The sequence below is a fragment of the Paenibacillus sp. FSL R5-0766 genome (genome assembly GCF_037971845.1).
Classification (GTDB): domain Bacteria; phylum Bacillota; class Bacilli; order Paenibacillales; family Paenibacillaceae; genus Paenibacillus.
On sequence record NZ_CP150227.1, the window covers coordinates 6,445,375 to 6,472,223 of the forward strand.

Genomic DNA, 26,849 nt, shown 5'->3' on the forward strand with positions numbered 1-26,849 from the left:
ATTGTTTCTTTTTGTCATGATAAAGGGTTTTGCACTCCACCTTCATCGGCGGAAACCGGTCTCCCGCGAAGAGACGGATCGTACCCTCTACACTATTCTGAATGGTGAGCGTGATTGAGCATGAGTACTAAACTAGTTGTATCCATAAGACCATTTCATCGAACGACCTATGCCTATGAAAAGTTGCAAGTCTGCTCACGTTGTGGACAGTACACCTGCCTGTGGGAAGAGGAGTGCACGGCCTGTGGCCGGGGTACCCTGAACTCCGTTCAGTCGAAGGCGACTTCCCGTGTGAAACGCCGCATTGCACGCGACCTGTTCATTACCATATTGTTCGGTGCTGCTGCCACCTATTTCGGTGAGACCATAGATCAGACCATGGCGGCAGCCAGCGTTTCCCTGCTGCTTCTGGCCTTACTCATCTTCATGCAGAAACGTTCGTTCGAGGTAGAACAGCAGCGCGAGTTGAAGCGCACGTTGCAACAGGATGAGGAACTCATCCGCCAGGGTATTAACCGCAACTGGGCTCTGGTCGCCGAAGCTCGAAAGCAGGATGAAGCACTTGCCTATGAGATGCTCCGCGAGATCGGCTCACTCGTCTACAATGACCGGATTCGACTGCAGCAGGTTGCGCTGTTACAATCCTTTGTCCTGCGCAGTGATATGGATCTGCAGCTCAAGCCCTTGCTACTACGCAGTTTCGAGCGGCTGCTCGCTGAATATATCGGTGAGATCGCACGACTTAAGCCGGATTTGATCCGTGAAGATGCGATTCGTTATATCGCAACCTATGAAGTGAATATTTTACAGCTCCACAATGGAATTCAGATACTTACAGCCGTAGCTGCTGCTGCCGTGCGCAAGAGCAAATATATTGAGTTATTCCCTAGTCTTATTACCCGCTACGCCCGCTTTATGCCCAAGGATCGCTTCATGAGACTTTATCACACGATTGAACGCTATCCGAGCAAGGCACGAGGGGGATTGGCGGAGTCGGTAGGCCGGGTGTATAACGAGAAATATCGGGATCAATACGCAGATGTTCAGCTGTAGGGATGATATATTGAGAAAGAAAAACGTAGTTTAGTGCAAACTCACTCCCTGTATATAGACGAATACAATATCATCCACCCCTGCATGCGAGTCAGCACCACAGATCGAAGGTTATGATTCTAATGATATAAGAATTAATCCAAAAACACCCCATCCTTAGGTCTAGGATGAGGTGTTTTTGAATTTTATGGCAGTCTGCCAAGTGCTATGCGAAGTACACGGACAGAAAGAAAAACCAGATAGGGAATACCTAAATGGCATCTTCCATGGACCAAGCAGGCGCGCAAGCAGGCACTCGCAGATGACAAAAAGAATAAGCGGAAATGAGCATCTGTCCTGGTGAAAAAGGGCCGCGACGTGGTTCCGTCGCGACCCTTGATCTGAGGGTTCGGTACATTTGTACCCGAACCCTCTCATATGTGCCATGCCAATCACTCTGGCATGGCATGGTGCCTGCGCAATTGCGGCTACATCGCCGCTTGCGCCAAGGCTTTACCGTCCGCGACGAGAATCGCGACGGTCACCCTTCGCCGGTCCGCGTCCTGCGGATTCCGGACGGCGAGAGCCTTCGCTGCTGCGCCCGGAGGTGCGCTTGTCGGCGCTACGGCCAGCCCAGCCGCTGCTAGCTGCACCGCGTCCGCCTTGGCCCGCTGCTCCGCGACTGCTGTCGCTGCTGCGCGCCGAACCACGACCTGCGCTGCGCTCGTCGCCACTGCGACCCGCACCGCGTCCACCTTGACCTGCTGCTCCGCGACTGCTGTCGCTACTGCGGCCACCGCTACGACCACCACTGCGTCCGCCTTCACTGCGTCCACCTTCGCCGCCGCGGGAACCACGCCCCCCACGTCCGCCATCTCTGCGATCGTTACGGCCTGCACCGCGACGGGCACTGCCAGTTCCGGAAGAGCGTCCGCCTGAACGTTCGTCATCCCCTTGACTGTTGATGGAACGTCTAGCTGCTCCAGTTGAAGCAATTGGACCTTCGCTTGTCCACTGGATACGGGACAGCTTCTGGTCGATTCCTTGTTCAATACGTGCAAGTTCCGGTCTGTCGTGCTCTGTTGCAAACGTTACAGCAAGACCTGTACCGCCTGCACGGCCCGTACGGCCAATCCGGTGGATATAACTTTCCGCATCATGCGGCATATCGTAGTTAAATACATGCGTAACGCCTTCAACATCAAGTCCACGTGCAGCTACATCTGTAGCAACGAGTACTTGCAGTTTGGCATCGCGGAACGCTTTCATTACGTTCTCACGCTTGGATTGGGACAGATCTCCATGAAGTTCATCACTTGCATAACCTGCTTCACGCAGATCTTGGTTCAGCTTGGATGCACGACGCTTGGTCCGGCAGAAAATAATCGCCAAGTATGGGCGATACGTATCAATCATGCCGCGAAGCGCTTCAAGCTTACCGCGATCCGTGCATTCCAGTACTTGCTGGCGAATTTGTTTGATCGGGATAACAGATTGGGAAGACACTTTTACATCTTCCGGATCTTTCATGTAGGTCTTCGCCAGGTTGCGAATGCCCTTAGGCATCGTTGCTGAGAACAGCATTGTCTGACGTTTGTGTGGAAGCTCACTAAGAATCGTCTCCACATCGTCCAGGAAGCCCATGTGCAGCATTTGGTCGGCTTCATCCAGCACCAGTTTTTTCACATTATCAAGCTTCAACGTGCCACGGCGCAGGTGATCCAGCAGACGCCCGGGTGTGCCAATAACGATCTGGGTTCCGTTCTGCAATTTACGCAGTTGCTTGTCCACATCCTGCCCGCCGTATACGGCAAGCACATGCAGTTTATCGTCGTTTGCCGTGAGTTTCTTCGCTTCTTCCGTAATTTGCAGCGCAAGCTCACGCGTAGGCGCAATAATCAACGCTTGCGGCGAACGGTCGGATACGTTAATTTTCTGAATAATCGGCAGCAAAAATGCCAGCGTTTTCCCTGTTCCTGTCTGTGCCTCAGCGATAATATCGCGTCCACCCAGCAGTACCGGAATCGAACGCTCCTGTACCGGAGTCGGCACGGCGATGCCCTGATGTTTCAGGATTTCGCACCATTCCGGGCGAATGCCCAGTTGTTCAAAGTTTGCCAATCGTTACACCTCTGTATATTCATTTAGATAAGTCCATTTCATAATGACTCAGTATCAGTATCTGCCATCAAGACTAGTTTTCCTTATATCAATCATGATTATGAAATGAATTTTTTAAAAAGCAATCCACTCGTTGCTCTTCTTCTCCATACCCTGTAGTTTACACGTTAGTCAAGCAAAACAAAAGGGGATACAGCGTTACCCACCCAACTTGTAGCACAAAATTCCAAGATCAGCGTAACTTGTATCGACCAAGTGAGTTTGAGGTTGGTTTATTAACCTAGCATGCCTCAGGCTCTAATAAAAATCAGCGACGCCCTCACCCCGATTTCCGGAAAAAGTGCGCCGCTGATTAAAAAGTATCTTTTTATGTTATCTATTCGTTGTCTAATTCGTCCAAAACCAAGTTACGAACCGTGCCCTCCAGCTGTGGCAAATCCACTCCGTTCAAGAATGCGAGTGCTCTCTTCGTTCAACCCGCGCAGGTGCACGGTTTTGCCCAGCTTTGCGTATTTGAATTTCACTTTGCCAATAGCCACAACCGCCGTATTGTCCCAGATATGTGAACCTCCGAAATCAATCGTGATTTCCTTCGGATCAGCTTCTGCATCGAACTCGTCCACAAACCGGGACGAAGAACCGAAGAAGAACGGTCCGTGAACCCGATATACTTTCTGTCCTTGCTCCTGGCTCGCCTGTACGCGGATCTTGGTCTGTTTCCAGCCAAAATGCAGCACACTGAGCACAACGCCGACCATGACCCCGATCGACAGATCGTGGGTATAGACCACAATCGCCACCGTCACGATCATGACAAAGGCTTCCGCCCGAGGCACACGGGCAATATTTTTGATGGAACTCCAGTCGAATGTTCCGATACACACCATAAACATTACACCGACGAGCGCACCCATCGGTACCTGTTTCACCACTCCGCTGAGCAGCAACAACAGGATCGCGAGAAACGCACCTGCGGTAAACGTGGATAATCTTCCGCGTCCGCCAGACTTCACATTAATCACCGATTGCCCAATCATGGCACACCCAGCCATACCACCGAACAAACCATTAATGAAGTTGGCAATCCCCTGACCGCGTACTTCGCGGTTTTTACTGCTCTTGGTCTCCGTCATCTCATCCACAATGGTAGCGGTCAGGAGAGATTCCAGCAAACCGACGAGTGCCAGAGTGAATGAATAGGGCAGTAGAATCATCAGCGTGTCCCAAGTCCATGCAATATTAGGCAAGTGGAACATCGGCAATGTACTGGTCAGGTTCCCCATATCGCCGACAGTCTTCACATCCAGATTTAACATCGCCGTAATGATCGTCATCACGATAATGGCAATCAGCGGAGCCGGTGCGGCTTTGAAAAACCTTGGCAAAATATAAACGATCGCCAGCGTACCTGCCACCATCGCATACATGATCCAATTCGCTCCCGTGAAATGGGTTAACTGCGCCATAAAGATTAGTATAGCCAGTGCGTTCACAAATCCGGTCAGTACCGAATGAGGCACAAACGTAATGAATCGCCCCACCTTAAAAATACTCAAAATAAACTGAATAATTCCCGTCAAAATCGTCGCTGCAAAAAGATATTCCACGCCATAATCCTTGACGAGTCCAACCATCAGTACCGCCATGGCACCTGTTGCCGCCGAGATCATGCCTGGTCTTCCACCAGCAATCGAGATCACAATCGCAATCGTAATCGAAGCATACAACCCGACCATTGGATCAACACCCGCAATGATGGAGAACGCAATGGCTTCCGGAATTAACGCCAGCGCTACCGTAATTCCTGCCAGCACGTCTCCGCGAATGTTGCCAAACCATTGTTGTTTTAAAGTATTCATATGTTAGTGCCGTTCCTCCTACGTGTATTCCTTATAATGGTCAATCCTGCTGAAGAGTAACGGAAGCCGTTCACACTAACCAACTACCCAGGACAGCACAAAACAACGGATTCCTCTCCGCATCATTCGTCTATGCTCTTGCCTGAGCTGCACCCATTCTTCCCCATCCGTATAACCTTGACGGGTTCATGAGCACTCACGTCTTTTCCGTTCCAGTGTGTACCGCTGATATTCCATTACTGCCTTCAGTTGTCTTACTCGTGTGACATCAGGAACTGATCCTGATGCCAATAGGTTTTCCCCTCTCAGAAAAACCGGGTCCGTTAATGTACTGACCTATTATTATAGTCACAGGACTGGATATGTACTAATACAGTTAAGGCGAAAAAACAGAACCTTTTCTTCTATTATCTTAATATTTCTATAATTTACTCACCAATTCTCTATTCACAAAAAATAACCCGCAAAGATCCTTTGGATAAAGTCTCTTTGCGAGTACTCTTGTAATGTCATGCTATTGCTAGAACCTTCCCGATTTGAATATCGAATAGAGCAGGAAAGCCACCATCAGAATCGCCACCAGGAAACCAATCTCAATGACCGGAATATCCCACAGCATCGTGGACTGATGACTGATCGACGAACCGATAATCAGGCCCACCATGATGATACAGAAGGCGAGCAGCACGATACTGAAGGACAGCCGATTGCTGATCTGATCCATTCTGCGCATGAGTGCATCCAGTTCAGGGACACTGATCTCCAGCCTCAGCTTGCCTTTGCTAATAATGGATGATAACTGCCTTAACTGCCCTGGCAGACCAATGACACTCTCGGCCATATCGGACGCACTGCGGAACAACCGATTCTTGATTCTTCCTGCGCTAAAACGTTCCTTGATCAGCTTCCGGCCAAAGGGCTCGGCCATATCTACGATGCTCAGGGAAGGATCGAGATGTTCGATGACACCTTCCATTGTTAGCAACGATTTACCGAGCAGCAGAATATCGGCAGGCATGACAACCCGGTGCCTCTGGGCTACGCCGAACAAGTCATTTAACGCCTGACCCACACTAATCTTGGAAAAGGGAATATCGTAATATTTGCTACGCAACTTGTCCAAATCCACATGAAGTCCACGCAGGTCCATGTCATCTGGCATCATGCCCAATTTTTCAATCGCCCGGATCATACTGTCCGTATCTTTGCGCATTAATCCAATAATAAGCGAAGCGAGCTGTTGTTTCATCTCATCACTCAGACTGCCCACCATACCGAAGTCTATAAAGGCAAGACGTCCATCCTTCAATACCATCAGATTGCCCGGATGTGGGTCAGCGTGAAAGAAACCCTGAATAAAAATCTGATTCAATAATGAATCCACCAGCCGCTCGGCAATGTTGTTCAGATCATGGCCGCGTCTGACCAGTTCTTCACGATCATTGAGTTTGATACCTTCGATATACTCCATAGTGAGCACACGGGACGAAGTCTGATCCCAGTAAATTGTCGGGATTTTCACCTTGTTGTCCTGTTGGTATTGCTGTGCAATCTTTTCCGTATTGCGGCCTTCGACCGTATAATCCAGCTCGGCCATCAACGCCTGAGCGTATTCTTCGACCATTTGCGGAATCTGATATTGCTTCACCCAGTCCCAGCGCTTCTCCGCCATGGCTGTCAGCTCACGCAAAATATCCAGGTCACGCTGCACAATACGCGATATACCCGGCCGCTGAATCTTGATGGCTACCGACTCACCGCTTCGAAGTTTGCCCAGATGCACCTGTCCAATACTGGCCGCAGCTACAGGGGTATCCTCGAACCGGGAAAAGATCTCCTCCAGCGGTATATCCAATTCCTGTTCCAAAATACCCCGTGCCGTCTCGGAAGAGAACGGCGGGACCTGATCCTGCAACTTCACCAGCTCACGAATGACAGACTCAGGCAATAGATCTGCCCTTGTACTTGCGAGTTGCCCCAGCTTAACGAAAGCTGGCCCCAGCTCCTGCAGCACAAGCCTGATGCGTTCACTCAGCGTTTTGGTGGTATGTGCTTCACGCGACATCCACCGTCTGGGCAGAGCCAGCAGCTGGAACAAACCCAGCTCCTCGACCATATAACCGAAGCCATGACGCACTAGCGCCATGGCAATTTCACGGTATCTGCCGACATGTTTAATTCGCACTGCCATCTACTCGATCTCGTTTCCTTTGAGAGGAGGAGGAACTTCAAGTGGAGCCGGGGATTCATCAGGGTGGAGCTGTGGTGATTGGCCCAGTTCGGCAAGTTTTTTCTCCAGAACAGCAACGCGCTGTTCCAGACTGGTTACATCACTTTCGGATGCCACACCCGCTTCCTGAAGCACTCGCTTGACCTGCTCCTGAATCATTCTCTTGAACTGACCCTGCTCTTCATCGCCCCGTTCCAGCAGACGTTCAACCAAAGCTTTGGATTCACCGGGCGCAAGTTCCCCGCGCTTGACCAAATCATCCACGGTTTTCTCAATTTTTTCTTTGCTTACAACAGTAAGACCAAGCCCTAACGAGATCGCCTTTTTGAACAAATCGCTCATTTTTGTCATCCTCCTCTTCGTTGATCTCTATATTATACCCCTTATACTCTGCATGCAAAGTTGCCTGTCCGATCAGACGTAACGTGCAGCCCATTTGCCTGCTTGCAGAAGTAACTTGCGGTACGTTTCGTGTGCAAAAGACGGCACATGGTGACCCGGCATCAGATAAACAATACGTCCAACACCATATCGATGCGCCCAAACCGCAGGTTTTGGTCCATCTTCGGATTGATATTCCAGCAATATCTTCGTTTCAGCAAAAGAACCAAATTCGAACTGATACGGCTCTTCTTCCATTGTGAAACTCGAAATGCCCTCCGTCACGGGATGGCTTTCCGCCGTTACAGTAAATTCAAGCGGTGCATATGCCGGATGATGCAGGAACTTGGCACCGATCATCTGTTTGAGCTCATAACGATTTTGGAGCGAGATGCCGTTATGTATAATGACCAGTCCACCTCCATTACTTACATAGGACAACAAACCTGCTGTCTGCTGTGGAGAGACTTTCCCCTTCCAATCGTCCATGTATGAGATACATACATCAAACCCGGTTATATTTTCTTGCAGCAGCATATTCCGATTCTCACTGCACTGCACAGTCATAGTATCATGGAAAATTCGGCTAATCTCCGCATCCACACCTTGAAGCGGGTGCCAATCCGGATGTGTATAATCGCCAAGTAGTAATGCTTTTTTACGATGATCCATTCAATCAATCTCCTTTCTTGTTCACCTCACTGTATCAATCAACTACCAGGGGAGCTTCTTGCCCTTGTAGTCCACATATGCGGGTTGATCTCCTTTAAACTGTTCATGGCGGTCGATAAGTACTGCGATATGCTGTGCAGATTGCTCGGGCGTGAGATCCGCAGAAACATCCAATTCGCCCCTCATATAACTCTGTACCCAACCGGGATGCACAAGCATCACTTGTCCGCCTTCATCCTTCAGACCATTGTGCACAAGACGGGCCTGCATGTTCAAAGCAGCTTTGGACATACAATAGGCATACCACCCATCCCGACTGCATTGCTCTATACTTCCAGCCTCGGAAGAGATATCAACAATCAGCTTGACCTGTCCTTGAAGAAGGAGGGGTAACAGGGAATGAGTCACACGCAGTGTACCTAAGGTGTTCACATTAAATACTTCAGCCATCTCCGCCATATTCAACGGCCCGCGGATATGATCCGTAATACTCCCTAGTATAGCCGCATTATTGATCAGCATATCCAGATGATTCGTATCCAGCTTCAATGTCTCCGTGAACAGAGCTACCGACAGGTCGTCCGCGATATCCAGTTCGATGGCGCGCAGATGGTCCGGATATCCTTCTGCAAGCATACGAATTCCCTCGGAATCTTCCACGTCCAGTCCGGCCGCATACACGAGATACCCTCTCTTCAGCATCTGTGCCGTCAAAGCCAATCCCAATCCCCGAGCAGCTCCTGTTACACATACGGTTCTCATCATGATGTCCCTCCCTCGCATAATGATTCTGTCTTTTATTCATTCCACATATTCATCTGAAAACCTTTAATTCAGAATGGGATCGCCAACTTCACGACCAAAGACTCATGAGGTAAAAGCGAGATTAGAGCCATTTTGCTTATTGAATTCAGCTATCTATTTGAGCTATAAAAAGCTGCTATTATCTCTGCATATATCGCTCCTGCCGATAGGCTAGACAGTGCTCCACCCATCTTCGAGCGGCTGCCGGATAAGAGCCCAGATGAACGTGCGTATACCCCGCCACGATGTTACCTGCGGCATATCCCTCTTGCTTCAAGCCACGCATCCCCTTGGTCTCATACGCATAAGGAATCGTTTCTTCATCACGATAGGTCATTGTCGAATAATGAAATTCATGACCTCGAAGTACTTCACCCTTTTTTAGCAAAAAGGAATCCTGAACGCTACTCGCTTCACGATAGCCAAGCGCAGCTCGCTTCTTCTGCATCTGCACCTTTGCGGGGATAATCCCCGCCATGTCGAAACTAAATCCTTCACGGTCGGTCAACGTTTCCCCGAGCACCATGTAACCACCACACTCGGCAAATAAAGGCATGTTGGAGTGTGCTGCCTGTCGAAGTCCTTCCAAGAACCCCTGGTTACCCGCAATCTCTGCTGCAAATTCCTCTGGAAATCCACCGCCCAAATAGATGCCATCCACATCCGTTGGAATACCTTCACCAGCGAGTGGACTGAAGTATTGTAATCGTGCCCCGGCTGCTTCGAGCAATTCCAGATTATCAGAATAATAGAAATTAAAGGCCGCATCGCGCGCAATGGCAATGACAGGCTGCACCGCATAAGATACATGTCGATTATTAACGTGAATCACTGAATTGAAATTTCGGTCGGAATAAGAGCCTGATTCAGCATTAGCCGAATCCGTGTGGGCAGTCATGGCAGGACTCATTTCTTCTGCATTTAACGGCGGGGCGCTTGCCGCCAGTTCCAGCAGAAGGTCCAGATCGGTGCCTTCCATTAACACATCGGCAGCCCGCTGAAATAATGGCTCCAGTTCACCGCGCTCGATCGCAGGTACCAGTCCCAGATGTCTCTCCGGAATGGACATGTCCTCGTCACGCTTCAGCCAGCCAACCACCGGAATGCCGCACATCTGCTCAATGGCTTTTTTCACAATGGTATAATGACCCTCACTTCCACAACGGTTGACGATTACTCCGGCAATATTTAATTCAGGTTCCAATTGTTGAAAACCCAGGACAATCGCGGCCGCACTGCGAGCCATGCTGCGTACATCCACGACCAGGATCACAGGGGTCTGCGTGACCAGAGCAATCTCTGCAGTTGAGCCTGTATTGCTAAGCGGATCTTTGCCATCGTAGAGGCCCATAACGCCTTCAATAATGGAAATATCATGTCCCGCCGATGCCTTCTCGAACGTATCTCTCACATACTCAGCCGATGTCATCCATGCATCCAGATTACGTGACGGTCTGCCCGTGACGGCGGTATGGTATGTCGGATCAATATAGTCCGGGCCGCATTTGAACCCCTGTACACTCAAACCACGCTGGGCGAGTGCTCTCATTAGCCCCAAGGTTACTGTCGTTTTTCCTGCACCACTTCCGGTGCCTGCAATGATCAGTCGGGGTCTCGCGTTACGATCTGCAATGGTCATCGTCATATCCACCTTTTCTTGCGATTATCGAATCCTTCAGCTCCGCTGAAAACGTATAAATTCTATAATCTAAACAAAACCGCATCATATAGCGATGCGGTTAAGTTAATGCACACCCTTTATTCATGAAGCGACGCCAAAAGCTTTTTGTCGAACTGATCTAAAAGCAGGCCACTAATCTCTAATCTTGGCCGCACGCCCTGCTGCAAAGTAACGTCCAAGCTCAACGATGAGTGCTCCCATCTTCTCTTCCTCCGGAATGACCAGTGCCTCAATGCCTTCTTCACGCATGGAGTTTGCTGTAACTTTACCTACAGACGCAGGAATTACACCTTGTCTGAAGGCTGCAAGCATCGGCTCAAGCTTGTCCTGGGAGGCTGCATATTGGGTCAGAAATCTGACCTGTGGTCCACTTGTGAACGCAACAGCATCTACTTCGAACTTTAGAATTTCATTCATTAACTGTTCCAGCTCTGTCTCTTCTGGCGGTACATGGCGGTAAGGAAGCACTTGTCTGACGAGTGCGCCTTGTTCTTCCAACCATGCGACAAGTTTGGGAGCTGTCTCCCCATGAAGCTGCAACATAACCTTTTTCCCTGCGAGATCATGTGGGGCGAATTCTCGAATGAGCCCATCCGTGCTACCGTCATCATCTCGTACCAATGGTGTTAACTTGCGCTTTTTGAGCGCATTCACCGTCTTGTATCCCCTTGCCGCAATTGAGGATTGCGATAATACATCCAGTAATTTTCCCGCCACTTCCATATCCTCAGCCATTTCAAACAATGCATCCAATCCCATACCCGTCGTTAATACCGCCCAATCTGGCGGGTCTGAGATCCAGGATACCAGCCCGTCCCTGATACTCCGGTCATCCAGGAATACGGTCCCCTGTGCCGGTCGCACAAGCGGGATTCCACCCATTTTTTCAACCAGTATGGACATTTCTTTCGATTTTCGTGGTCCTGTCAATGCTACACGCACACCTGCCAAATGTTGAGCCATTCATGTTCCCCCCCGTTAGTTCAGCCGAATGTTCATCAGTCTGACTACAGTATACAGGGTACTTCTGTGAAGGGAAACTGTGTTTCCCCTCTTTTTGCCCGTTCATCTATAAGGATTTTTGATGGAATGCATCAGGAAGGCTGGAGTTCCCCACCATGGGAATCCTGCCCTCTTTTCTCTCCGTTCTTCTCCGAATCAGAGGATTCATGTCCCTGTTCATGCTTCTCTTTCGTTGACTGGTCTCTCGATCTCTGTTGGGTAGATTCTTTTTTATCCTTTTTGCGAGGACGAAGAAAAAGGAACAGCACAATGGGGAACAGCGCTTCGAAAACAATGGCGATCCATGTCCATTCCCGGGTAAAACGATTAAGCTGAATCGCGTTTCGGAAGAACCAGAAAGCACATACGAATCCAACCAAGGCCACCGGGCCTGTCATCATCTTTCCCGACACTTTCGGAATCATCCGCTTCAGTCCCCAGCAGACAAAGTACAGGTCAAAAGCAATCTTCGTGATCATTGTAGGCAAAGTCGCTGCTGCCAGTGCCAGGTCAAACCGGTCCAGAAAGTCACTAATTTGCAGCTGTCTTGCCAGTTCATAAGAAGGGTATACCAGTCTTGAAGCAATCGGAACACCTATGGACGTAATTGTCTCCACCACAATTAGCATCATCAGAACGCCAGAGATGAGAATTCCCCATAGCGCAGACTTAAAACGGAAATCACTACCCTTGATAACAAAGGGCAATGCAATCATCTCGCCATAAAATGAAAATATGTACCAGCTCCCTTTACCTACGCCTGCAACATCGACATGAAAATACGGCATCAGGTTGTCCATGTCGATCTGTTGAATGAGCATGAAAGGTAAAATAACCGAGTTCAGCAGGAACAAAGTAACATATAATTCTGTCATTCCAATTAAGGAGCCCAATCCCCCTCGGACGATAAAAACGCCCATAATCATCAGTGACATCACAATGATAGAGATCGGTGTCGTCTCCAGCAATGTGATACTGATATAGTCACCTGTTAACCGGATATCTCTTGCAAACACAAAGAAAAAAAACAGAATATACAAAAACCCCATTAATCTTCCCAGTAAGGGGAATCGTCCGATGAGCGACTCGAACAGATCCTTCTCAGGAAATCGCCGCTGAACCCGGCTCAACATCCACAGCGATGCAGTCATCACAAGCACAACAGGCACATAGGAGAGATACGCGTGCTGCTCCGCGTAAAAAATAGCTTGCGCATGAGGCTGGATCAACGTTCCTGTAATGCTGAGCATCAGTATAAGAAGCACCATCTGCCGATGGGTCACTTTCTGATTCATAACCTGCCTCCTTCCGAGCGCATAACAGCAATCACCTGTCCTCTGATACAGAATCTAGGGAAGTGGTAATAATCGCTGAACGACGTGACTTATCCACACAGAAACGTAGAATGTTTTACTCAAGTGTGTCACGTAGATCCAGATGCCTGTCCCTACTGCAATGAAACCATAGGATAGCCAGCGATTAATGGCTGCTGCTTGCTTCATATGTCTGAAATCCATCAAAATCACTACGATGACCATTCCCAGGTAGGTAAACATAAGCGGCTTAATCATGGACAATATCCTCCTCTGCAACACCAATTGGTTTGTTGACTACCCCTACATTTTCAATAATGACATGGGGGATGACTTCCACCTCAACATCAGGGTATATGGCGTCCCAGCGATCCTTTATTTTGTCCCACTCTGCCGGTAAGTGTTGATGGATCGATCGTCCGATTCCAAGGATATCAGCGTTATATTTATGCTGCACCAACCGGATACCTTCCTCAATGTCTGATTTCAACTTTTCATGAACACCTTCATTTAACTTCAAAATCTCTTTCTCACTTCGGTCACCGTAATTCGATTCGTTATCCACGATAACGCCCTTGGCATACATTTGAATGGTCACCTTGACCTTCTCATTATTGACACTGGGATGAAGGGAAGAATTATTTTCGTTCAGCTTAAGGAATATATCTCCTTCCCCTCTTGGAGCTTTGACCATCACTTCCGGGGCATTCGCTTCGCCCATAGCCAGAATCAGCGCATCGGCTGGCGCTTTCTCAATCATGCCTACCAGTTTATCTTTCTTAAATACAGCCAATCCATCCAGCTTGATATTTGTCTTGGAATCCTTCCAGGTCTTCGGTACATTGTCTGCAACTGAGGCGATGGGCAGAAAAGGATCTACACCTTCATCCAAAATGGAATCTATAAATGTCTTAAGCGAGCGGGGGTTGCGCATATTCAGAAAGCATAATTCCCGCACCATTTCAGAAGGAAATTTCTCTATGGGTGCATCAGTATCCAATACTTTGTAAGCTTCACCTTTGGTGATCACCGGCAGTGCCGAGAATCGGTTGAGTGGGTAACGTGTTAACAAATCCAGCATGGGAGCCACACCTTCCCTTGCCAGATCCTCCCCAATTAACAAGGTACGACGATGGGCGTAATACAGTCTGCGTGATAATGCCTTCTGTCCTTCGAGCGAAGTTCCACGAAAGGTCTTGGCTGTATTGGATAACATGAACCAGGATTTATCACCACTGGTACCTCCTCCGCCTCCTTCACTCCCCGAAGAACCGGATTGTCCAGGAAGCGCAACCTGCAAGCTGGTCCTGTAGTTATCCTTCTCCTTATCAATCGCGATTCCAATTACAAAGGCTACATCATTAATCTCTTCGCGATCCCAACAGCCGGAGATTAGAACGGTACATAACAGCAGTACAGCCACTGCGCGATACTTCAGAATGAACTGCATGTGTTTACCACCCCTCTTCTGCTTCAGGCGAACCATTGATCTTCTCTGCCATCCGCTTCTGATCCCGGTGAACCGTAGATGGACGATTGATCATTTTCCACCAAGGTACACGAATGAGAATATCCTTGGTATCTGTTTTGCTGTATGGGCTAAGACCCGACAGATACGGCACACCAAATGAGGTCATCTGGGTCAGATGCACCGATATCAGGACCAGACCGATCACGATACCATACAGTCCGAACATGCCAGCCAGTAACATGATTGGAAAACGCAATAAACGAACGGTAATCGCAAAGTTAAACCGTGGAATCGTAAAGGAAGCAATACCTGTCATGGATACGATAATAACCATCGGTGCAGATACAATCCCTGCCTGGACGGCCGCCTGCCCAATTACAAGTGCACCCAGGATACTGACGGCCTGCCCAACTGTTTTCGGTAACCTGACTCCTGCTTCACGAAGTGCTTCGAAGGATAGCTCCATGATGAGAGCTTCGACCAGTGCCGGAAAAGGAATAGCTTCCCGTGCCCCCGCGATACTCAGTATCAATGTGGTTGGCAGCATGTCCTGATGAAATGTCGTAATAGCGATGTATAGCGCTGGCAGGAATAACGCAATGGCTACGAACAAAAAGCGAATCCAGCGCAACAGATTACTGATAAAGAATCGTTCATAGTAATCCTCACTTGCCTGAAGCATCTGCCACATCGTGACTGGAGCAATCAGCGCAAAGGGGGTACCATCTACCATAATGGCAAAGCGTCCCTCCAACAGATTGCCTGCAACAGTATCCGGACGCTCCGAGTAGTGCATCTGAGGGAAAGGAGAATAGGGATGGTCTTCAATCAATTCCTCGATATATCCCGTCTCCAGGATGCCGTCAATATTGATTTTTTCCAGACGTTTCTTGGCATCTTGAATCGTTTTTGGATCAGCAATACCATCCAGGTAGGTCAGCACAATATCTGTCTTGGTGTCTGTGCCAAGGGTCATACTCACCATCTTGAGAGAAGGTGTTTTCAGCTTGAACCGCAATAAGGCCGTATTCACACGAAGCGTTTCGGTAAATCCCTCCCGCGGCCCCCGAATCACGGATTCTGTCTGCGGTTCCTCTACACCACGTCTGACGCCGCCTTTGACATTGAACATCCAGGCTTTGTTACTTCCATCGATCACCAGAAGTGCGGAGGATGCAAGGACACCTTCTGTCGCAGCAGCCCAGGTATCCACTCGCTTTACCTGGGTCAGCTCAACAGTTGTATCGTCCAGCGGAACATTGGGTTCATCTGTGCGCTGCTGCACCAGCCCACGAATAATCGGACGCAGCATGTGTTCCTGGATATCAGCCGAATTAACAATGCCTTCAATATAGACGAGAAGTCCTTTCACTTCAGGCGTAATCATGACGTTGCGAAAAACCACATCCGAGCAATCGGAGAATATCTCCTTTACCGCTTGAATCTGAGTTTCATGTACTGCACTAATCGGCTGCCGCAGAAAAGGCGGGGACGGCAGTCCCAAAGGGATATGTTTTTTTTCTGAAGTTCTTCCCGATTGCCGGGACTTGTCCTTCCCAGATGTTTTGTCCGCCATATGCCGCCCCTCCGTTCTTGTTTTTATACAAGGTAGCTTGTGCCAGACAGCAGGGAATTATGTGGTCTTTTTTGCAAAATTACGATAAAATCCTCTGAGTTTTCAGACAGCAAAAGAGGCCTCTGTATTAACAGAGACCTCTGGGATGTTCCAAGTTCTATCGTTACTTATAAGTTAATCTGCAAAATAATCTTCAGGCACATAACGAATCTCCGACTTCGCATAGATGCTTAGCGTATGACTCTCCCTGTCGTACACAACCCGTTCACCATCTACATAGTACCAGTGTTTCAAAAGGGGCTGGTCCTTGCGTTGGACGAAGCGAAATACGTTCAGTTCCTGTCTAAGCTCCATAATCTGTTCCACCATCTGCTCGTCCAGACCCGTAACGGTAAATATGAAGCCTGTCCCCTCCTGTTGGAAGCGATAGGACAACGAATCTGTTTTGCTATTAGCTAATCCTCGTCCGGTCACCGCATGTTTAACCATAAACCATTCCTGTTGCGCCATACGTGTATATCCTCCTTCATCTTGGAGTTCATTCCATCAGCCATCTACGGCAAATCAATAATCATATAGAACGTATCTTCATTTCCTTGCAGTTCGATTGAATCCCGCTGTTCCACACGAGCCGTGTCGCCTTCGTTCAACAGGTACTCTCCATCCAATCCCAGCTTGCCTTCGATGGAGAAAATGTACATACGACGGCCCGAATCCTGATTAAAGGTTAACGTTTCTTCTTTGGCTAATCGGCCAAGGTAGATCGTCATATCCTGATGAATGGTCGCAACTCTTGGTCCCCCATCTGGGGATACAATCGGCACGAGTGCTCCTGCCAATGCCGCTGAATCAAATGATGTCGTCTCATAGGAGGGCTCCAACCCTTTGGTCTGTGGCATGAACCAGAGCTGAAGCAAACGTACTTCTTCGGTATCGGATGCATTATGTTCGGTATGAATCATGCCACTGCCTGCTGACATCCGCTGGATACCGCCAAAGCCTGTAACGGCTACATTCCCAAGGTTATCTTCATGTCGCAACTTGCCGTTCAGTACGATCGATACAATCTCCATATCACTATGTGGGTGAGCTCCAAAACCGCGACCAGGCGCGATCACATCGTCGTTCGCTACCCGCATCGGTCCAAACGCCGTATTCTCCGGGTCTTGGTATTCTCCGAAAGAAAAGCTGTGACTACCACGGAGCCAGCCTCGATCGAAGCTGGAGCGGGCATCGGATGGAATGACGTTAATCATAAAATGCATCCTCCTTATTTTTTCTTAGTAGCATACTTATTCTCATTGTACCAAACCAAAGGCATGTCGTCCAAACAAGGTGAAACGGCTGTCGCCGTCCTCTGGCGGCTCAGCCTGTTTCATTCCGAAGAAATATAGATAAAGAATGACGAGACGAGATGATATACTTTCCTATATTTAGAAAAAAAGTTCTCTACTGATCAGCCCGGTTCGCAAATCAATTTCCGAACCGGCCTGGCCAATAAAGAACCTCATTACAGGACTATTCCTGCACTTCATTATTTGTAGCAATCGTTAGTCCATTCAAGCACTCACATTCTGGCGAGCGTTCCCCTGTCTGGAGAACAGATAATCCACGGCCAGGAAGCGGCTTCCTGTGAAGAGCAGTGTCAGGGAACCCGCCAGCAGCAGGTAATCTAACTCCGTACCACTCAGGAACGGCTCACCCACTTTGGCTGTAAACAGAACGCCAACCATCACGATGGCAAACAGGGCAGCAAACACACGTGTTCCCAGACCCAGAATCATCGCTGCACCACCTACCAACTCAATGATGGCTACAACGGATGCAAGAAATCCGGGAATTCCAATACTTTCGAAAAAACCTACCGTACCGCTGATTCCACCTTCGAATTTACTCCATCCGTGCAATACAAAGATCAAACCGATCATAATCCTTGAGAAAAGTAATCCAATCTCTACACTTTTATTATTCATGTTCATCTTCCTTCCTCATTATATTCGACTTCACTTTAGCCCAATTAATCTATCCGATCGACCAAACAAACAAGATAGACAGCAATAGAAAAACAGTAGCCGACATCAGAACGGCGTAACGTGGCAATCTCAGCGTGACGTCCTGTTCCGGGTCCAGCAGACGTGAAATTCGGACATTCACCGACGTATCCGCAAATGAGGATTGAACGGTCAGTTCTGTGGCCCCCCAAGGTTCAGGACAAGCACGGAGCAGCTTGAGCAAAGCACTGCCAATGCCTGCCACATTGCCTGTACGCTCAATAGCCTCATTGTCTGCCAGAATTTCTCTAACGATATTGTAATGTTTCGAAGTATGCTTCAATACGGGAATATACGGCATCATGATTGCAAATACCGATAACAGTGTTGTTTTCAGTGGGTCACGGTGCCACAGATGATGGACTTCGTGGTACACAACTGCTGTCTCCTCTTCTGCATCCAGCATCTTCAGAAGCCCCGTGGAGAGTACGATGCAAGGTCTCCATAGACCAATTGTAAATGCAACCGGAGAATGCTTGTCCACTACAATGAATCCTGGCTGTCCGAGATGGTGATACTTGGACTCCAGTTCGCGAGACAATGCACGCACCTCCATGGAGCGGAGCTTACGTACGGCTGCTCTGGTTTTCATCATACGCACCATTAGCAACCAACCTGTTCCCGCAAATGTCAGCAATACCAGTGCCAGCAGAAAATGTCCCACGGATAACCAACCCAGTCGACTCATCCAATGATTGCAGAGCCAGAGCAGGTTAAACGGGATATCCCAGCCAAAAATTTTGTACATCGCGTACATGAACATCTGCATGAACACGAGTAACGGAATGCCAAACCCGACGGTAAACAAAAGTTTCGAGCGGGTCTTCCACATCTTAATCGGTATCCTTTTTCCATTGTTTGATCTTCTGTTCCAAGCGTTCAATCAGACCCGCATCTGCTTCATCCAGCGCATCCAGCATATGATTCAATGCCAAAGCTCCGAATTCATCCACCAACTCATGTGACAATTCCTTGGATTGGTCGTTCATAAACTCCTCCTTGCTCTGTACCGGTTGGTACAAAGATGTTCTGCCCTTTTGCGACTTTTCGAGAAGTCCCTTGTCTACGAGCCGGTTCATCACGGTCATGACTGTATTAAAATTGACGTCTTTGTCTTGTTCAAGTGCGGTCTGCACTTCACGGATGCTGCTGCCAGGACGAGCCCATAAAATGTCCATGATCTTGGCCTCCAGCGGACCGAAAAATCGGTTGAGCCCACGCTCACCCACTTTGAAATTGTGTATTCTCATTTTCTGACACCCCTCACACTACCCATTGTAGTGCCAACAAATGAGAAGTCAACCTCTATGTCAGCTATTTTATGTAAATGATTTGTAAATTTGTTTTCCATTTCAGTAAAAAAGGTTAAAGACCGGGAAATTCCGCACGTTCACGGTTTTCCCGGTCTTCAACGAATATCAGTCAGTATGATGTTGTGAGTACAAGTTCAAACTGCACTTTATTTTCCATCCTGTGACGGCATATGTGCAGAAATATCCACACCGAGTCCATGAGCCAAACGTCCGCCAAGCTGTCCATCCGCCCGGAAGAAGTGGCACAGGGCACGCATCTGAATATCAACAGATACGCCCTTAAGGTCATTGATCAGATTATCCAGCAAATGCTGCTGCTCTACAGGAGTGAATGAACGGAATAGCTCCCCTGCCTGCGTATAATCATCCGTCTTCTCGATTTTCTCTCTTGTAACGTGCCCTTGCAACGGAACCTGACTGTCCCGGTATGCCGGATCTTCCTGCGGGCTGTTCCCGGAACTGTTGGGTTCATAGTTCACCGGGGATGGGTCCTGATTCACATTCATGAGTCCATCACGCTGATGATTACGAACGGGTGCGTACGGGCAATTCACCGGAATTTGCAAATAGTTCGTTCCAAGCCGGTGCCGCTGTGTATCTGGGTAGGAGAATAAGCGTCCTTGCAGTAATTTATCTTCGGAAGGCTCAATTCCAGGCACAACTGCACTAGGAGAAAACGCAGCCTGCTCCACTTCAGCAAAGAAGTTTTGCGGATTACGATTCAGGGTCATGGTTCCTACCGTATGGAACGGGAGTACATCCTCAGGCCAGGTCTTCGTAGGGTCGAGTGGATCAAAAGCAAAATCATCCATCTGTTCAGGCTTCAACAGTTGCACCTGAAGCTTCCACTGCGGGTATTGCCCGTTCTTGATATGTTCACGCAGATCACGGGTAGCATGGTTAAAGTCCTGGCCCTGTACTTCGGCAGCTTCCTGACGAGAGAAGCCTCGGACCCCTTGGGCAGACTCCCACTTATACTTCACATAGTGGACCTGTCCCTGTGCATTGATCCATTTGAAAGCATGTACGCCGAATCCATCCATCTCCCGATAACTTGCCGGTGTACCCAGGTCAGAGAATAACCAGGTCATCATATGCGTTGATTCCGGCGAGAGAGTCATAAAGTCCCAATAGCGAGCTGGGTCCTGAATGTTGGTATCCGGAGCTGGCTTCAGGGAGTGAACCATGTCAGGGAACTTCATGGCATCACGAATGAAGAAGACGGGCAGATGGTTGCCCACGATATCATAGTTGCCTTCACGTGTGTAGAATTTGACGGCAAATCCACGCGGATCTCGTGCAGTCTCTGGTGATCCCGTACCGTGAATAACAGTTGAAAAACGAACCAGCACATCCGTCTCGGTACCCGGATCTTGCAGGAAGTCCGCTGTTGTATAAGCCTTCATACTTTGCTCCAGTGTGAATACACCATGGGCTCCGGCACCTCTCGCATGTACGACTCTTTCGGGAATACGTTCTCGGTCAAAGTGGGCTATTTTCTCAATGAGATGGTAGTCTTCAAGCAGTGTTGGCCCTCTTCTACCTGCTGTGCGAGAATTCTGGTTGTCACCTACAGGTGCTCCCTGATTCGTAGTCATACGTTCTGTCATCATGTCGTCCTCCTCTAATGGGTCTCACGGCTGTTATATATCTACTATTAAAATCATATTCGGCTTCGGATTAAATATACATTTAGACTTGATCTAACTGTTAAATTGATTCTAACATGTCCCTCTCTGCTCTTGCATGAGGTTCACATGAGATTAAGATGAGGTTCTTCAACACTTCATGAATGAACTATGAACATGCTTTTAAGGAAGTGATCCGGATTTACTATATCCATTAGGTTGAGGTGAACGATAACATTAGGCAAAAAAAAGCGGACTAATCCGCCAGGCGGTAGCCCACTCCTCTTACAGTGACAATATATTGCGGCGAAGACGCATTATCGCCCAATTTTTTGCGCAAGCTTTTGATATGAACATCGACAACGTTACTTCCACCTGTAAAATCAGTCTCCCAGATATCGCTGAGCATTTCCTCACGGGAAATGACTGCACCTTTGGCATCAATCAGCTTGAGTAACAGATCATATTCGGTCTTGGTTAGATGAATTCGGTTATTATCGCGCTGTACACTCATCCGTTCACGATCAAGCCACAGATCTTTAAATCCGATACGGTGTCCTTCCTCAGGCAAAAAACCACGGTTGGGCAAAGCAGGACTGTTGCCAATCATGCGCTGCACCCGGTAAAGTGCTTCCTGCGGGCGTGCAGGCCATACCAGCAATTCCTCCTGAAGCATCGGTCCACTTGCGCTGCCGATCATCTTCTCACCAACCAGATACAAACAAGGGGTTGTATGCTCAGCCTCACGATTCAATCGGCTGCTAATGCCGGCAAATGCATCGATCGTTCCGGCAACAGACAGATCATAGATCAACAGATCAAAGACAAGACGCTCATGCAGATCCGGTTCCCAGCGATGAAAGACCAGTACATCAAAGCAGCTATCCGTTAAGGCTTTTACCAGTTCATGAACCTGCCCCGGCATCGGGCTGATCAGAATAACACGCCGTGTGACAGGACAATTGTCCACAAGAGGTGTTGAATCGGACAAGGCGGGTTTAACCCTAAGGGGTAAACGGCGGCCAGGCAGTTTTATTTTTACTTGATCCGTTTGTTTCTGCATTCCCCGCAGACACCTCCAAAGACCACATGAGCATGATCGATTGCATATCCGGTTTCTTCAGCTACCTGTTTCATCCATTGTGGAGGAACCTCCGTCATCACCTCGTCCACTTTGCCGCACACTTCACACATAATATGCTGATGATCATCCATACGGGCATCGTACCGGCTTGCTGTCTCTCCGAGTTTAAGCTCCCGTATCAATTCTTTGTCCGTTAGATAACGAAGAGAATTATACACTGTACCATAGGCCAGATTATATCCTTGTTCCACGAGTCGATTCATGACATCTGCAGCTGTCGGGTGATCCTCTGAATGGCGCACCACATCATATACCGCTTGCCGTTGTATCGTCAGATTTAAAGTTCTCACAACCATTTCTCCTTTATTATTGATCCATTTTATATGAAATCAGACACTGATCTTCTACTTATGATGGTCTTCCCAAAAAGAAGGAAAAAATTTTGATTTAGATTAAGTATAAATCTTATTGTATATTGAAGTCAATATCACTCCAACATCCTGTATATGCAAATAAAACATATTTCCCAGCAATCGCCTCATAAATTTGGGATAATATGGTTCGCTACAGCACCACTTTTCAGATAAAATATAGAGATGTGCGTAAAAAGGGGGGATGTCGGTTGTTTAGCACTTTTTTCATTAATATCTGTGTCATGATTACGTTTATGTATGTGTCCGGAATCATAGCCAAGTTCTATAGTATCCGATTGCCTTTTCCCTCGTTACGTGTTCAGTTGATCGGCGGGTTATTATTCGGTATATATGGCACAGTACTCATGAACTATTCTTTCCCTCTGAACGAGACTACGATTGTTGATCTACGGCATCTGGCCATCGTTACCGCAGCGGTATATCTGGGAGGACTGGCTTCGGTCGTTGCGGGACTCATGATCTCGGTCCTTCGTATTCTGATGTTTGGCATATCATCCTCTGCCATAGATGCAGGATTTGTCATGACTCTGATCGGACTGTCCGGTGTATACTTCGCCTATGCTTCCTGGTCCAGACTGACCAAAATTATTACGATGAATCTGCTCGGCATTACATTAATCTTTATCATCCTTATGTTGAACACCGACAGCATGAATTCATTAATGAAGGTATATCCGTTACAAATGACCATTTCTTTTCTCGGTGGATTATTTATCTATTTCATCGCAGAATTCATTAATAAATCCAATGAAATGTTATTTTTATTGGAAAGAAGAGCATCTACCGATCATCTTACCAACCTGAGCAATCGAAGACAGTTCGAAAAATCACTTCAATTCGAGCTTCAGCATGCTCGGGATTACCAACAAAAGCTGTCCTTGCTGGCCATCGATATTGACCGATTCAAAAAGGTGAACGACACCTATGGTCATTCCGCCGGCGATGCGGTCCTGAAGCAACTTGGACAACTGCTCGTTGAGCATGCACGTTCTGCTGATATCGTGTCACGAAACGGTGGGGAAGAATTCGCCATTCTCTTGCTCGACTGTGGACACCGTCAGGCCGTGGCTACCGCCGAATCTATACGACAGGCTGTAGAGAAATACCATTTTGCTCTACCTGACGGGCACACGACACGTCTAACCATCTCCATTGGTGTAGCCGTGTATCCCGATCATTGTGATGATCATGACGATGACGATTTCTACGAACAGGCCGATCGTGCATTATATGAAGCGAAGAATACAGGGCGTAACCGTGTGTGTGCCTTAACTTTACGTTCCTTGCCTCTTACACTTTAAAGTAATATCTAACCGGTAAATAAACTAACCTTTCACCGTTCTCCATAAAAAGAGGGATATCTCGTTCGCCTATTCAGGCGCACAGGACATCCCTTTTTTTTATGGTCATCACATATCATCTCAGCTTTTGTGCTGACAGGAGATCAAGCAAGGATGCTCTCAATCTCCTCGATAATGGCAGCATCCAGCTTCACGCCAGATGCAGCCGCGTTCTCTTTTACCTGCTCAGGACGACTCGCCCCTACAAGTGCACTGGATACATTGTTCTGGCGCAGAATCCAGGCAAGGGCCAGTTGGCCAACCTTCAGATCCAGCTTGTCCGCCACTTCAATCAGCTGACGAACTTTCCCGATGCGATCCGCACTGATCTTTCCTTCGTCCCATCCTAGCTTGGCAGCACGGCTATTCTCCGGGATATCGGAAACGGACGTATATTTCCCGGTCAATAGACCTTGAGCAAGCGGGGAGTATACAACTTGTCCGATGCCTTTACGCTCGCCGAGCGGGATAATCTCATTTTCAATATAACGGTCAAACATGTTGTACACCGGCTGATTGACCACGATATGATCGAGGAGCAGACGATCTGCTGTACCTAGCGCATCTTCCATCTGAGCTGCAGTCCACTGGCTGACGCCTACATATAACACTTTGCCTTGACGTACCAGATCATCAAGAGCGCGGAGTGTTTCTTCAATTGGTGTTTCGGTATGATAACGATGGCAGTAATAGATATCCACATATTCAACGCCCAGGCGCTTCAAGCTGGCTTCACATTGCTCCTTGATATGTTTGCGAGACAACCCCTGGTCATTCGGACCATCACCCATTTTGCCAAATACTTTGGTTGCAAGTACATAAGAGTCACGGGAGTACGCTTTGAGCGTCTGTCCAAGCAGTTCTTCTGCTGCACCCCGTTCATATACATTGGCAGTATCAAAAAAGTTAATGCCTTCATCAAATGCAGTTTCAATTGATTTCACCGCATTTTCACGTTCCACATACCCTCCGTACGTCAGCCAGCTTCCCAGGCTGATCTCGCTTACTTTCAGTCCGCTTCCACCTAATCTGCGATAATCCAATGTACATCCTCCTCTGTTGGTTATAAAGATGAAGTTCACTTTCTATTGTAACGTAACCAGCTCGGAATAAAAGGGCTTTGCCTCAGAAAATGGAAAATGAAAAGAGACGCACCTATAACAGGTGCGCCGAATAAAGATTTGTCTTCTGATCATGATTTAAGGCAAAGTAATACTCAATGCATTCAACAGATCAGCCTGTCTGACTGGCTTCGTCAGGACAGCATCAAAGGCTTCTGCTTCATGCAATTCAATGTGTATACCATAAGGAACAAGAACAATGACGGGCAGATCCTCCAGTCGCTGTTTCAGTTCTTGTACAAAATTGACCGCGCCGCCTTCCAGTAATCCCATATCCACAACGGCTACATCAGGCATGAATCCTTTGTTGATCCAATCATGCGCTAATGTCAAATTCGAGGTCATGTGTACATCCATCTCCCACCTACGCATCAGGGAAGAGACGCCTTGCAAAATGTCAGGGTCCTTGGCAAGTAACACCTTTTTCCCTTTTAACCGCTGCTGAACACTTGCGAGTTGAGGTAACTCCCAGTATCTGCGTAACGGAAGGGATATGTTGAATTCCGTCTCATTTTCCTTCACACTGCTCACCTGAATATGGCCATGCATGAGAATGGCAAGATTCTGGCTTACAGCCAGACCCAGATTGCTTCCAATCAGTTTTTGGATATTCAACTTCTCTTCTTGGCTGTTAAAGGTTTGCATCTTCTTATCCGATAACGTCTGACCTCTGTAATTCACCTTGAGCAGAAGTGTACCGGTCTCTTCGGTGTCTTCTCCGTTCACCACTGCCGTGATCAGGACGGAGCCCTCACGCGTTGAATCGAGAGCGTATTGAATGACATGTGCAAGCAACTGTCCGATCTTGATCTCATCACCAACGAATACTTGCGACACATTCAGCTCCAGATTTAATCCCAGCTCAATGTTCTTGCCAGCCGCAATTCCCGCATAAAGATAGACCGTATTCTCGATTGTACCTACCAGATCGAATGGATCATCATGTATAACCGTTTTACCTGTCTCATTGATGTTGAAATTCATCATATTGTTCAACAAAGAAAGTAGAATATTGCCGCTCGTCTCAATCATATTCACATATTCTGACTGCTCCTCAGGCATATCCGGTGTACGTATCAGATCAGTCAGTCCCAGAATGCCATTCAACGGATTGCGAATCTCATGACTCATCAGCTTGAGCATCTGTGATTTGGTCATGGCCTCCGATTCAGCTCGTTCTTTCTCTGCCTGGAGCTGCTCTTGCATTTGTTCCGAATCACTCAGTTTACGCTCCTGAAGATGCAGTGTGCTCTCCAGGTCCACAACATAGCCAAGGAATACAGCCATCGCCTTCAGCGTCTTCATGTCGGTTTCACTGATTACATAATCAGGATTATCCATCAGACAGATGGTCCCGAATGTTTCGCCAGATCTTCGCATGATAGGCACGCCCACGAAGAAACGATTGCCGAGCCCGCTCGTGACATCCATGAATCTTGTCATCGGATGTTCACATGTATTCTGGATTGTAAGGTTCTCATGTTTATCTTTTAATACCAAGCTGCAGTAAGAATCTTCAAATGGAAGTTCGCTACCTTTTACAATCAATTCTTCCTTGCGATTGAACGCCTCCAGAATGACATTCGTCAAACCGTCATTCGTAGCAACAAAGATGGTATTGACCTTCAATATACCACTTAGTACGTCTACAATATGGGCCGCAGCTTCCTGTATATCTTCATAGAAGCCTCTCGTAATGCCTTCTGCCGTCCCCATGATCCACCCCTTTTATCTTA

The 26,849-nt window shown here is 48.0% G+C and carries 24 protein-coding genes; 2 read left to right on the forward strand and 22 right to left on the reverse strand.

Annotated elements, in window-relative coordinates; genetic code table 11:
* Positions 1–120: 120 nt before the first annotated feature.
* The gene (locus MKY66_RS27830; protein WP_076209727.1) at positions 121–1,053 is read left to right on the forward strand and encodes a hypothetical protein; all 933 of its coding nucleotides are present in this window, start codon (positions 121–123) and stop codon (positions 1,051–1,053) included.
* A 492-nt stretch (positions 1,054–1,545) separates the two neighbouring features.
* On the opposite strand, the gene MKY66_RS27835 is transcribed toward MKY66_RS27830, so the two are convergent.
* From MKY66_RS27835 to MKY66_RS27930, 20 genes are all read right to left on the reverse strand, one after another.
* On the reverse strand, positions 1,546–3,153 hold the full coding sequence (locus tag MKY66_RS27835) for a DEAD/DEAH box helicase (RefSeq protein WP_074092592.1): 1,608 nt from the start codon (positions 3,151–3,153) through the stop codon (positions 1,546–1,548).
* Between the two features lie 407 nt (positions 3,154–3,560).
* Positions 3,561–5,012, reverse strand: a complete 1,452-nt coding sequence (locus tag MKY66_RS27840; RefSeq protein WP_076209726.1) for a SulP family inorganic anion transporter — start codon at positions 5,010–5,012, stop codon at positions 3,561–3,563.
* A gap of 520 nt (positions 5,013–5,532) precedes the next feature.
* Positions 5,533–7,203: an AarF/UbiB family protein gene (locus MKY66_RS27845; RefSeq protein WP_076209725.1), complete on the reverse strand. Its 1,671-nt coding sequence runs from the start codon at positions 7,201–7,203 to the stop codon at positions 5,533–5,535.
* Positions 7,204–7,584, reverse strand: a complete 381-nt coding sequence (locus MKY66_RS27850; protein ID WP_076209724.1) for a phasin family protein — start codon at positions 7,582–7,584, stop codon at positions 7,204–7,206. It abuts the gene before it with no gap.
* 72 nt (positions 7,585–7,656) lie between these two features.
* Positions 7,657–8,295, reverse strand: coding sequence for a ThuA domain-containing protein (locus tag MKY66_RS27855; protein ID WP_076209723.1), 639 nt, complete (start codon positions 8,293–8,295; stop codon positions 7,657–7,659).
* A gap of 42 nt (positions 8,296–8,337) precedes the next feature.
* Positions 8,338–9,060: an SDR family oxidoreductase gene (locus tag MKY66_RS27860; RefSeq protein WP_237177319.1), complete on the reverse strand. Its 723-nt coding sequence runs from the start codon at positions 9,058–9,060 to the stop codon at positions 8,338–8,340.
* A 178-nt stretch (positions 9,061–9,238) separates the two neighbouring features.
* Positions 9,239–10,744, reverse strand: a complete 1,506-nt coding sequence (locus tag MKY66_RS27865; RefSeq protein WP_076209721.1) for a cobyrinate a,c-diamide synthase — start codon at positions 10,742–10,744, stop codon at positions 9,239–9,241.
* A gap of 168 nt (positions 10,745–10,912) precedes the next feature.
* Positions 10,913–11,743: a uroporphyrinogen-III synthase gene (locus MKY66_RS27870; RefSeq protein ID WP_076209720.1), complete on the reverse strand. Its 831-nt coding sequence runs from the start codon at positions 11,741–11,743 to the stop codon at positions 10,913–10,915.
* 131 nt (positions 11,744–11,874) lie between these two features.
* The gene (locus MKY66_RS27875; RefSeq protein WP_076209719.1) at positions 11,875–13,077 is read right to left on the reverse strand and encodes an endospore germination permease; all 1,203 of its coding nucleotides are present in this window, start codon (positions 13,075–13,077) and stop codon (positions 11,875–11,877) included.
* A gap of 54 nt (positions 13,078–13,131) precedes the next feature.
* The gene (locus tag MKY66_RS27880; RefSeq protein WP_076209718.1) at positions 13,132–13,353 is read right to left on the reverse strand and encodes a hypothetical protein; all 222 of its coding nucleotides are present in this window, start codon (positions 13,351–13,353) and stop codon (positions 13,132–13,134) included.
* Positions 13,346–14,545, reverse strand: coding sequence for a Ger(x)C family spore germination protein (locus MKY66_RS27885; RefSeq protein WP_076209717.1), 1,200 nt, complete (start codon positions 14,543–14,545; stop codon positions 13,346–13,348). Before MKY66_RS27885 ends, MKY66_RS27880 begins: the two co-directional genes overlap by 8 nt.
* A gap of 4 nt (positions 14,546–14,549) precedes the next feature.
* The gene (locus MKY66_RS27890) at positions 14,550–16,142 is read right to left on the reverse strand and encodes a spore germination protein (RefSeq protein ID WP_076209716.1); all 1,593 of its coding nucleotides are present in this window, start codon (positions 16,140–16,142) and stop codon (positions 14,550–14,552) included.
* Between the two features lie 174 nt (positions 16,143–16,316).
* Complete coding sequence (locus MKY66_RS27895; protein WP_076209715.1) at positions 16,317–16,652, reverse strand: hypothetical protein; 336 nt, start codon at positions 16,650–16,652, stop codon at positions 16,317–16,319.
* A 44-nt stretch (positions 16,653–16,696) separates the two neighbouring features.
* Complete coding sequence (locus MKY66_RS27900) at positions 16,697–17,398, reverse strand: pirin family protein (RefSeq protein WP_076209714.1); 702 nt, start codon at positions 17,396–17,398, stop codon at positions 16,697–16,699.
* A 303-nt stretch (positions 17,399–17,701) separates the two neighbouring features.
* Positions 17,702–18,115 carry a DoxX family protein gene (locus MKY66_RS27905; RefSeq protein WP_076209884.1) on the reverse strand — a complete coding sequence of 138 codons (414 nt, stop codon included), beginning with the start codon at positions 18,113–18,115 and terminating at the stop codon, positions 17,702–17,704.
* A 49-nt stretch (positions 18,116–18,164) separates the two neighbouring features.
* Positions 18,165–19,001, reverse strand: a complete 837-nt coding sequence (locus tag MKY66_RS27910; RefSeq protein ID WP_339806473.1) for a M56 family metallopeptidase — start codon at positions 18,999–19,001, stop codon at positions 18,165–18,167.
* A gap of 25 nt (positions 19,002–19,026) precedes the next feature.
* Positions 19,027–19,443, reverse strand: coding sequence for a BlaI/MecI/CopY family transcriptional regulator (locus MKY66_RS27915; RefSeq protein ID WP_076209712.1), 417 nt, complete (start codon positions 19,441–19,443; stop codon positions 19,027–19,029).
* Positions 19,444–19,652: 209 nt separating this feature from the next.
* Positions 19,653–21,116: a catalase gene (locus MKY66_RS27920; RefSeq protein WP_076209711.1), complete on the reverse strand. Its 1,464-nt coding sequence runs from the start codon at positions 21,114–21,116 to the stop codon at positions 19,653–19,655.
* A gap of 274 nt (positions 21,117–21,390) precedes the next feature.
* Positions 21,391–22,197, reverse strand: coding sequence for a winged-helix domain-containing protein (locus tag MKY66_RS27925; protein WP_036612804.1), 807 nt, complete (start codon positions 22,195–22,197; stop codon positions 21,391–21,393).
* The gene (locus tag MKY66_RS27930; protein ID WP_036612807.1) at positions 22,173–22,568 is read right to left on the reverse strand and encodes a transcriptional repressor; all 396 of its coding nucleotides are present in this window, start codon (positions 22,566–22,568) and stop codon (positions 22,173–22,175) included. Before MKY66_RS27930 ends, MKY66_RS27925 begins: the two co-directional genes overlap by 25 nt.
* Positions 22,569–22,840: 272 nt before the next feature.
* Between MKY66_RS27930 and MKY66_RS27935 the strand changes: the two genes are divergently transcribed.
* A complete protein-coding gene (locus tag MKY66_RS27935; protein WP_076209710.1) occupies positions 22,841–23,953 on the forward strand; it encodes a diguanylate cyclase in 1,113 nt (370 codons plus the stop codon).
* Positions 23,954–24,096: 143 nt separating this feature from the next.
* Here the strand turns inward: MKY66_RS27935 and MKY66_RS27940 are convergent, their stop codons facing one another.
* Together MKY66_RS27940 and MKY66_RS27945 are read right to left on the reverse strand one after the other, a co-directional pair.
* Positions 24,097–25,035: an aldo/keto reductase family protein gene (locus MKY66_RS27940; protein ID WP_076209709.1), complete on the reverse strand. Its 939-nt coding sequence runs from the start codon at positions 25,033–25,035 to the stop codon at positions 24,097–24,099.
* A gap of 156 nt (positions 25,036–25,191) precedes the next feature.
* On the reverse strand, positions 25,192–26,829 hold the full coding sequence (locus MKY66_RS27945) for a histidine kinase dimerization/phospho-acceptor domain-containing protein (RefSeq protein WP_076209708.1): 1,638 nt from the start codon (positions 26,827–26,829) through the stop codon (positions 25,192–25,194).
* Positions 26,830–26,849: the final 20 nt, after the last annotated feature.

Excerpts from the sequence above, each read along its gene's own strand:
- MKY66_RS27870 (WP_076209720.1), bottom strand. The coding sequence starts at position 11,743 with ATGGCTCAACATTTGGCAGGTGTGCGTGTAGCATTGACAGGACCACGA.
- MKY66_RS27860 (WP_237177319.1), bottom strand. The coding sequence starts at position 9,060 with ATGATGAGAACCGTATGTGTAACAGGAGCTGCTCGGGGATTGGGATTG.
- MKY66_RS27945 (WP_076209708.1), bottom strand. The coding sequence starts at position 26,829 with ATGGGGACGGCAGAAGGCATTACGAGAGGCTTCTATGAAGATATACAG.
- MKY66_RS27900 (WP_076209714.1), bottom strand. The coding sequence starts at position 17,398 with ATGATTAACGTCATTCCATCCGATGCCCGCTCCAGCTTCGATCGAGGC.
- MKY66_RS27895 (WP_076209715.1), bottom strand. The coding sequence starts at position 16,652 with ATGGCGCAACAGGAATGGTTTATGGTTAAACATGCGGTGACCGGACGA.
- MKY66_RS27915 (WP_076209712.1), bottom strand. The coding sequence starts at position 19,443 with ATGAGAATACACAATTTCAAAGTGGGTGAGCGTGGGCTCAACCGATTT.
- MKY66_RS27845 (WP_076209725.1), bottom strand. The coding sequence starts at position 7,203 with ATGGCAGTGCGAATTAAACATGTCGGCAGATACCGTGAAATTGCCATG.
- MKY66_RS27850 (WP_076209724.1), bottom strand. The coding sequence starts at position 7,584 with ATGAGCGATTTGTTCAAAAAGGCGATCTCGTTAGGGCTTGGTCTTACT.
- MKY66_RS27830 (WP_076209727.1), top strand. The coding sequence starts at position 121 with ATGAGTACTAAACTAGTTGTATCCATAAGACCATTTCATCGAACGACC.
- MKY66_RS27880 (WP_076209718.1), bottom strand. The coding sequence starts at position 13,353 with ATGATTAAGCCGCTTATGTTTACCTACCTGGGAATGGTCATCGTAGTG.
- MKY66_RS27905 (WP_076209884.1), bottom strand. The coding sequence starts at position 18,115 with ATGAATAATAAAAGTGTAGAGATTGGATTACTTTTCTCAAGGATTATG.
- MKY66_RS27890 (WP_076209716.1), bottom strand. The coding sequence starts at position 16,142 with ATGGCGGACAAAACATCTGGGAAGGACAAGTCCCGGCAATCGGGAAGA.
- MKY66_RS27855 (WP_076209723.1), bottom strand. The coding sequence starts at position 8,295 with ATGGATCATCGTAAAAAAGCATTACTACTTGGCGATTATACACATCCG.
- MKY66_RS27875 (WP_076209719.1), bottom strand. The coding sequence starts at position 13,077 with ATGAATCAGAAAGTGACCCATCGGCAGATGGTGCTTCTTATACTGATG.
- MKY66_RS27885 (WP_076209717.1), bottom strand. The coding sequence starts at position 14,545 with ATGCAGTTCATTCTGAAGTATCGCGCAGTGGCTGTACTGCTGTTATGT.
- MKY66_RS27865 (WP_076209721.1), bottom strand. The coding sequence starts at position 10,744 with ATGACGATGACCATTGCAGATCGTAACGCGAGACCCCGACTGATCATT.
- MKY66_RS27920 (WP_076209711.1), bottom strand. The coding sequence starts at position 21,116 with ATGACAGAACGTATGACTACGAATCAGGGAGCACCTGTAGGTGACAAC.
- MKY66_RS27925 (WP_036612804.1), bottom strand. The coding sequence starts at position 22,197 with ATGCAGAAACAAACGGATCAAGTAAAAATAAAACTGCCTGGCCGCCGT.
- MKY66_RS27840 (WP_076209726.1), bottom strand. The coding sequence starts at position 5,012 with ATGAATACTTTAAAACAACAATGGTTTGGCAACATTCGCGGAGACGTG.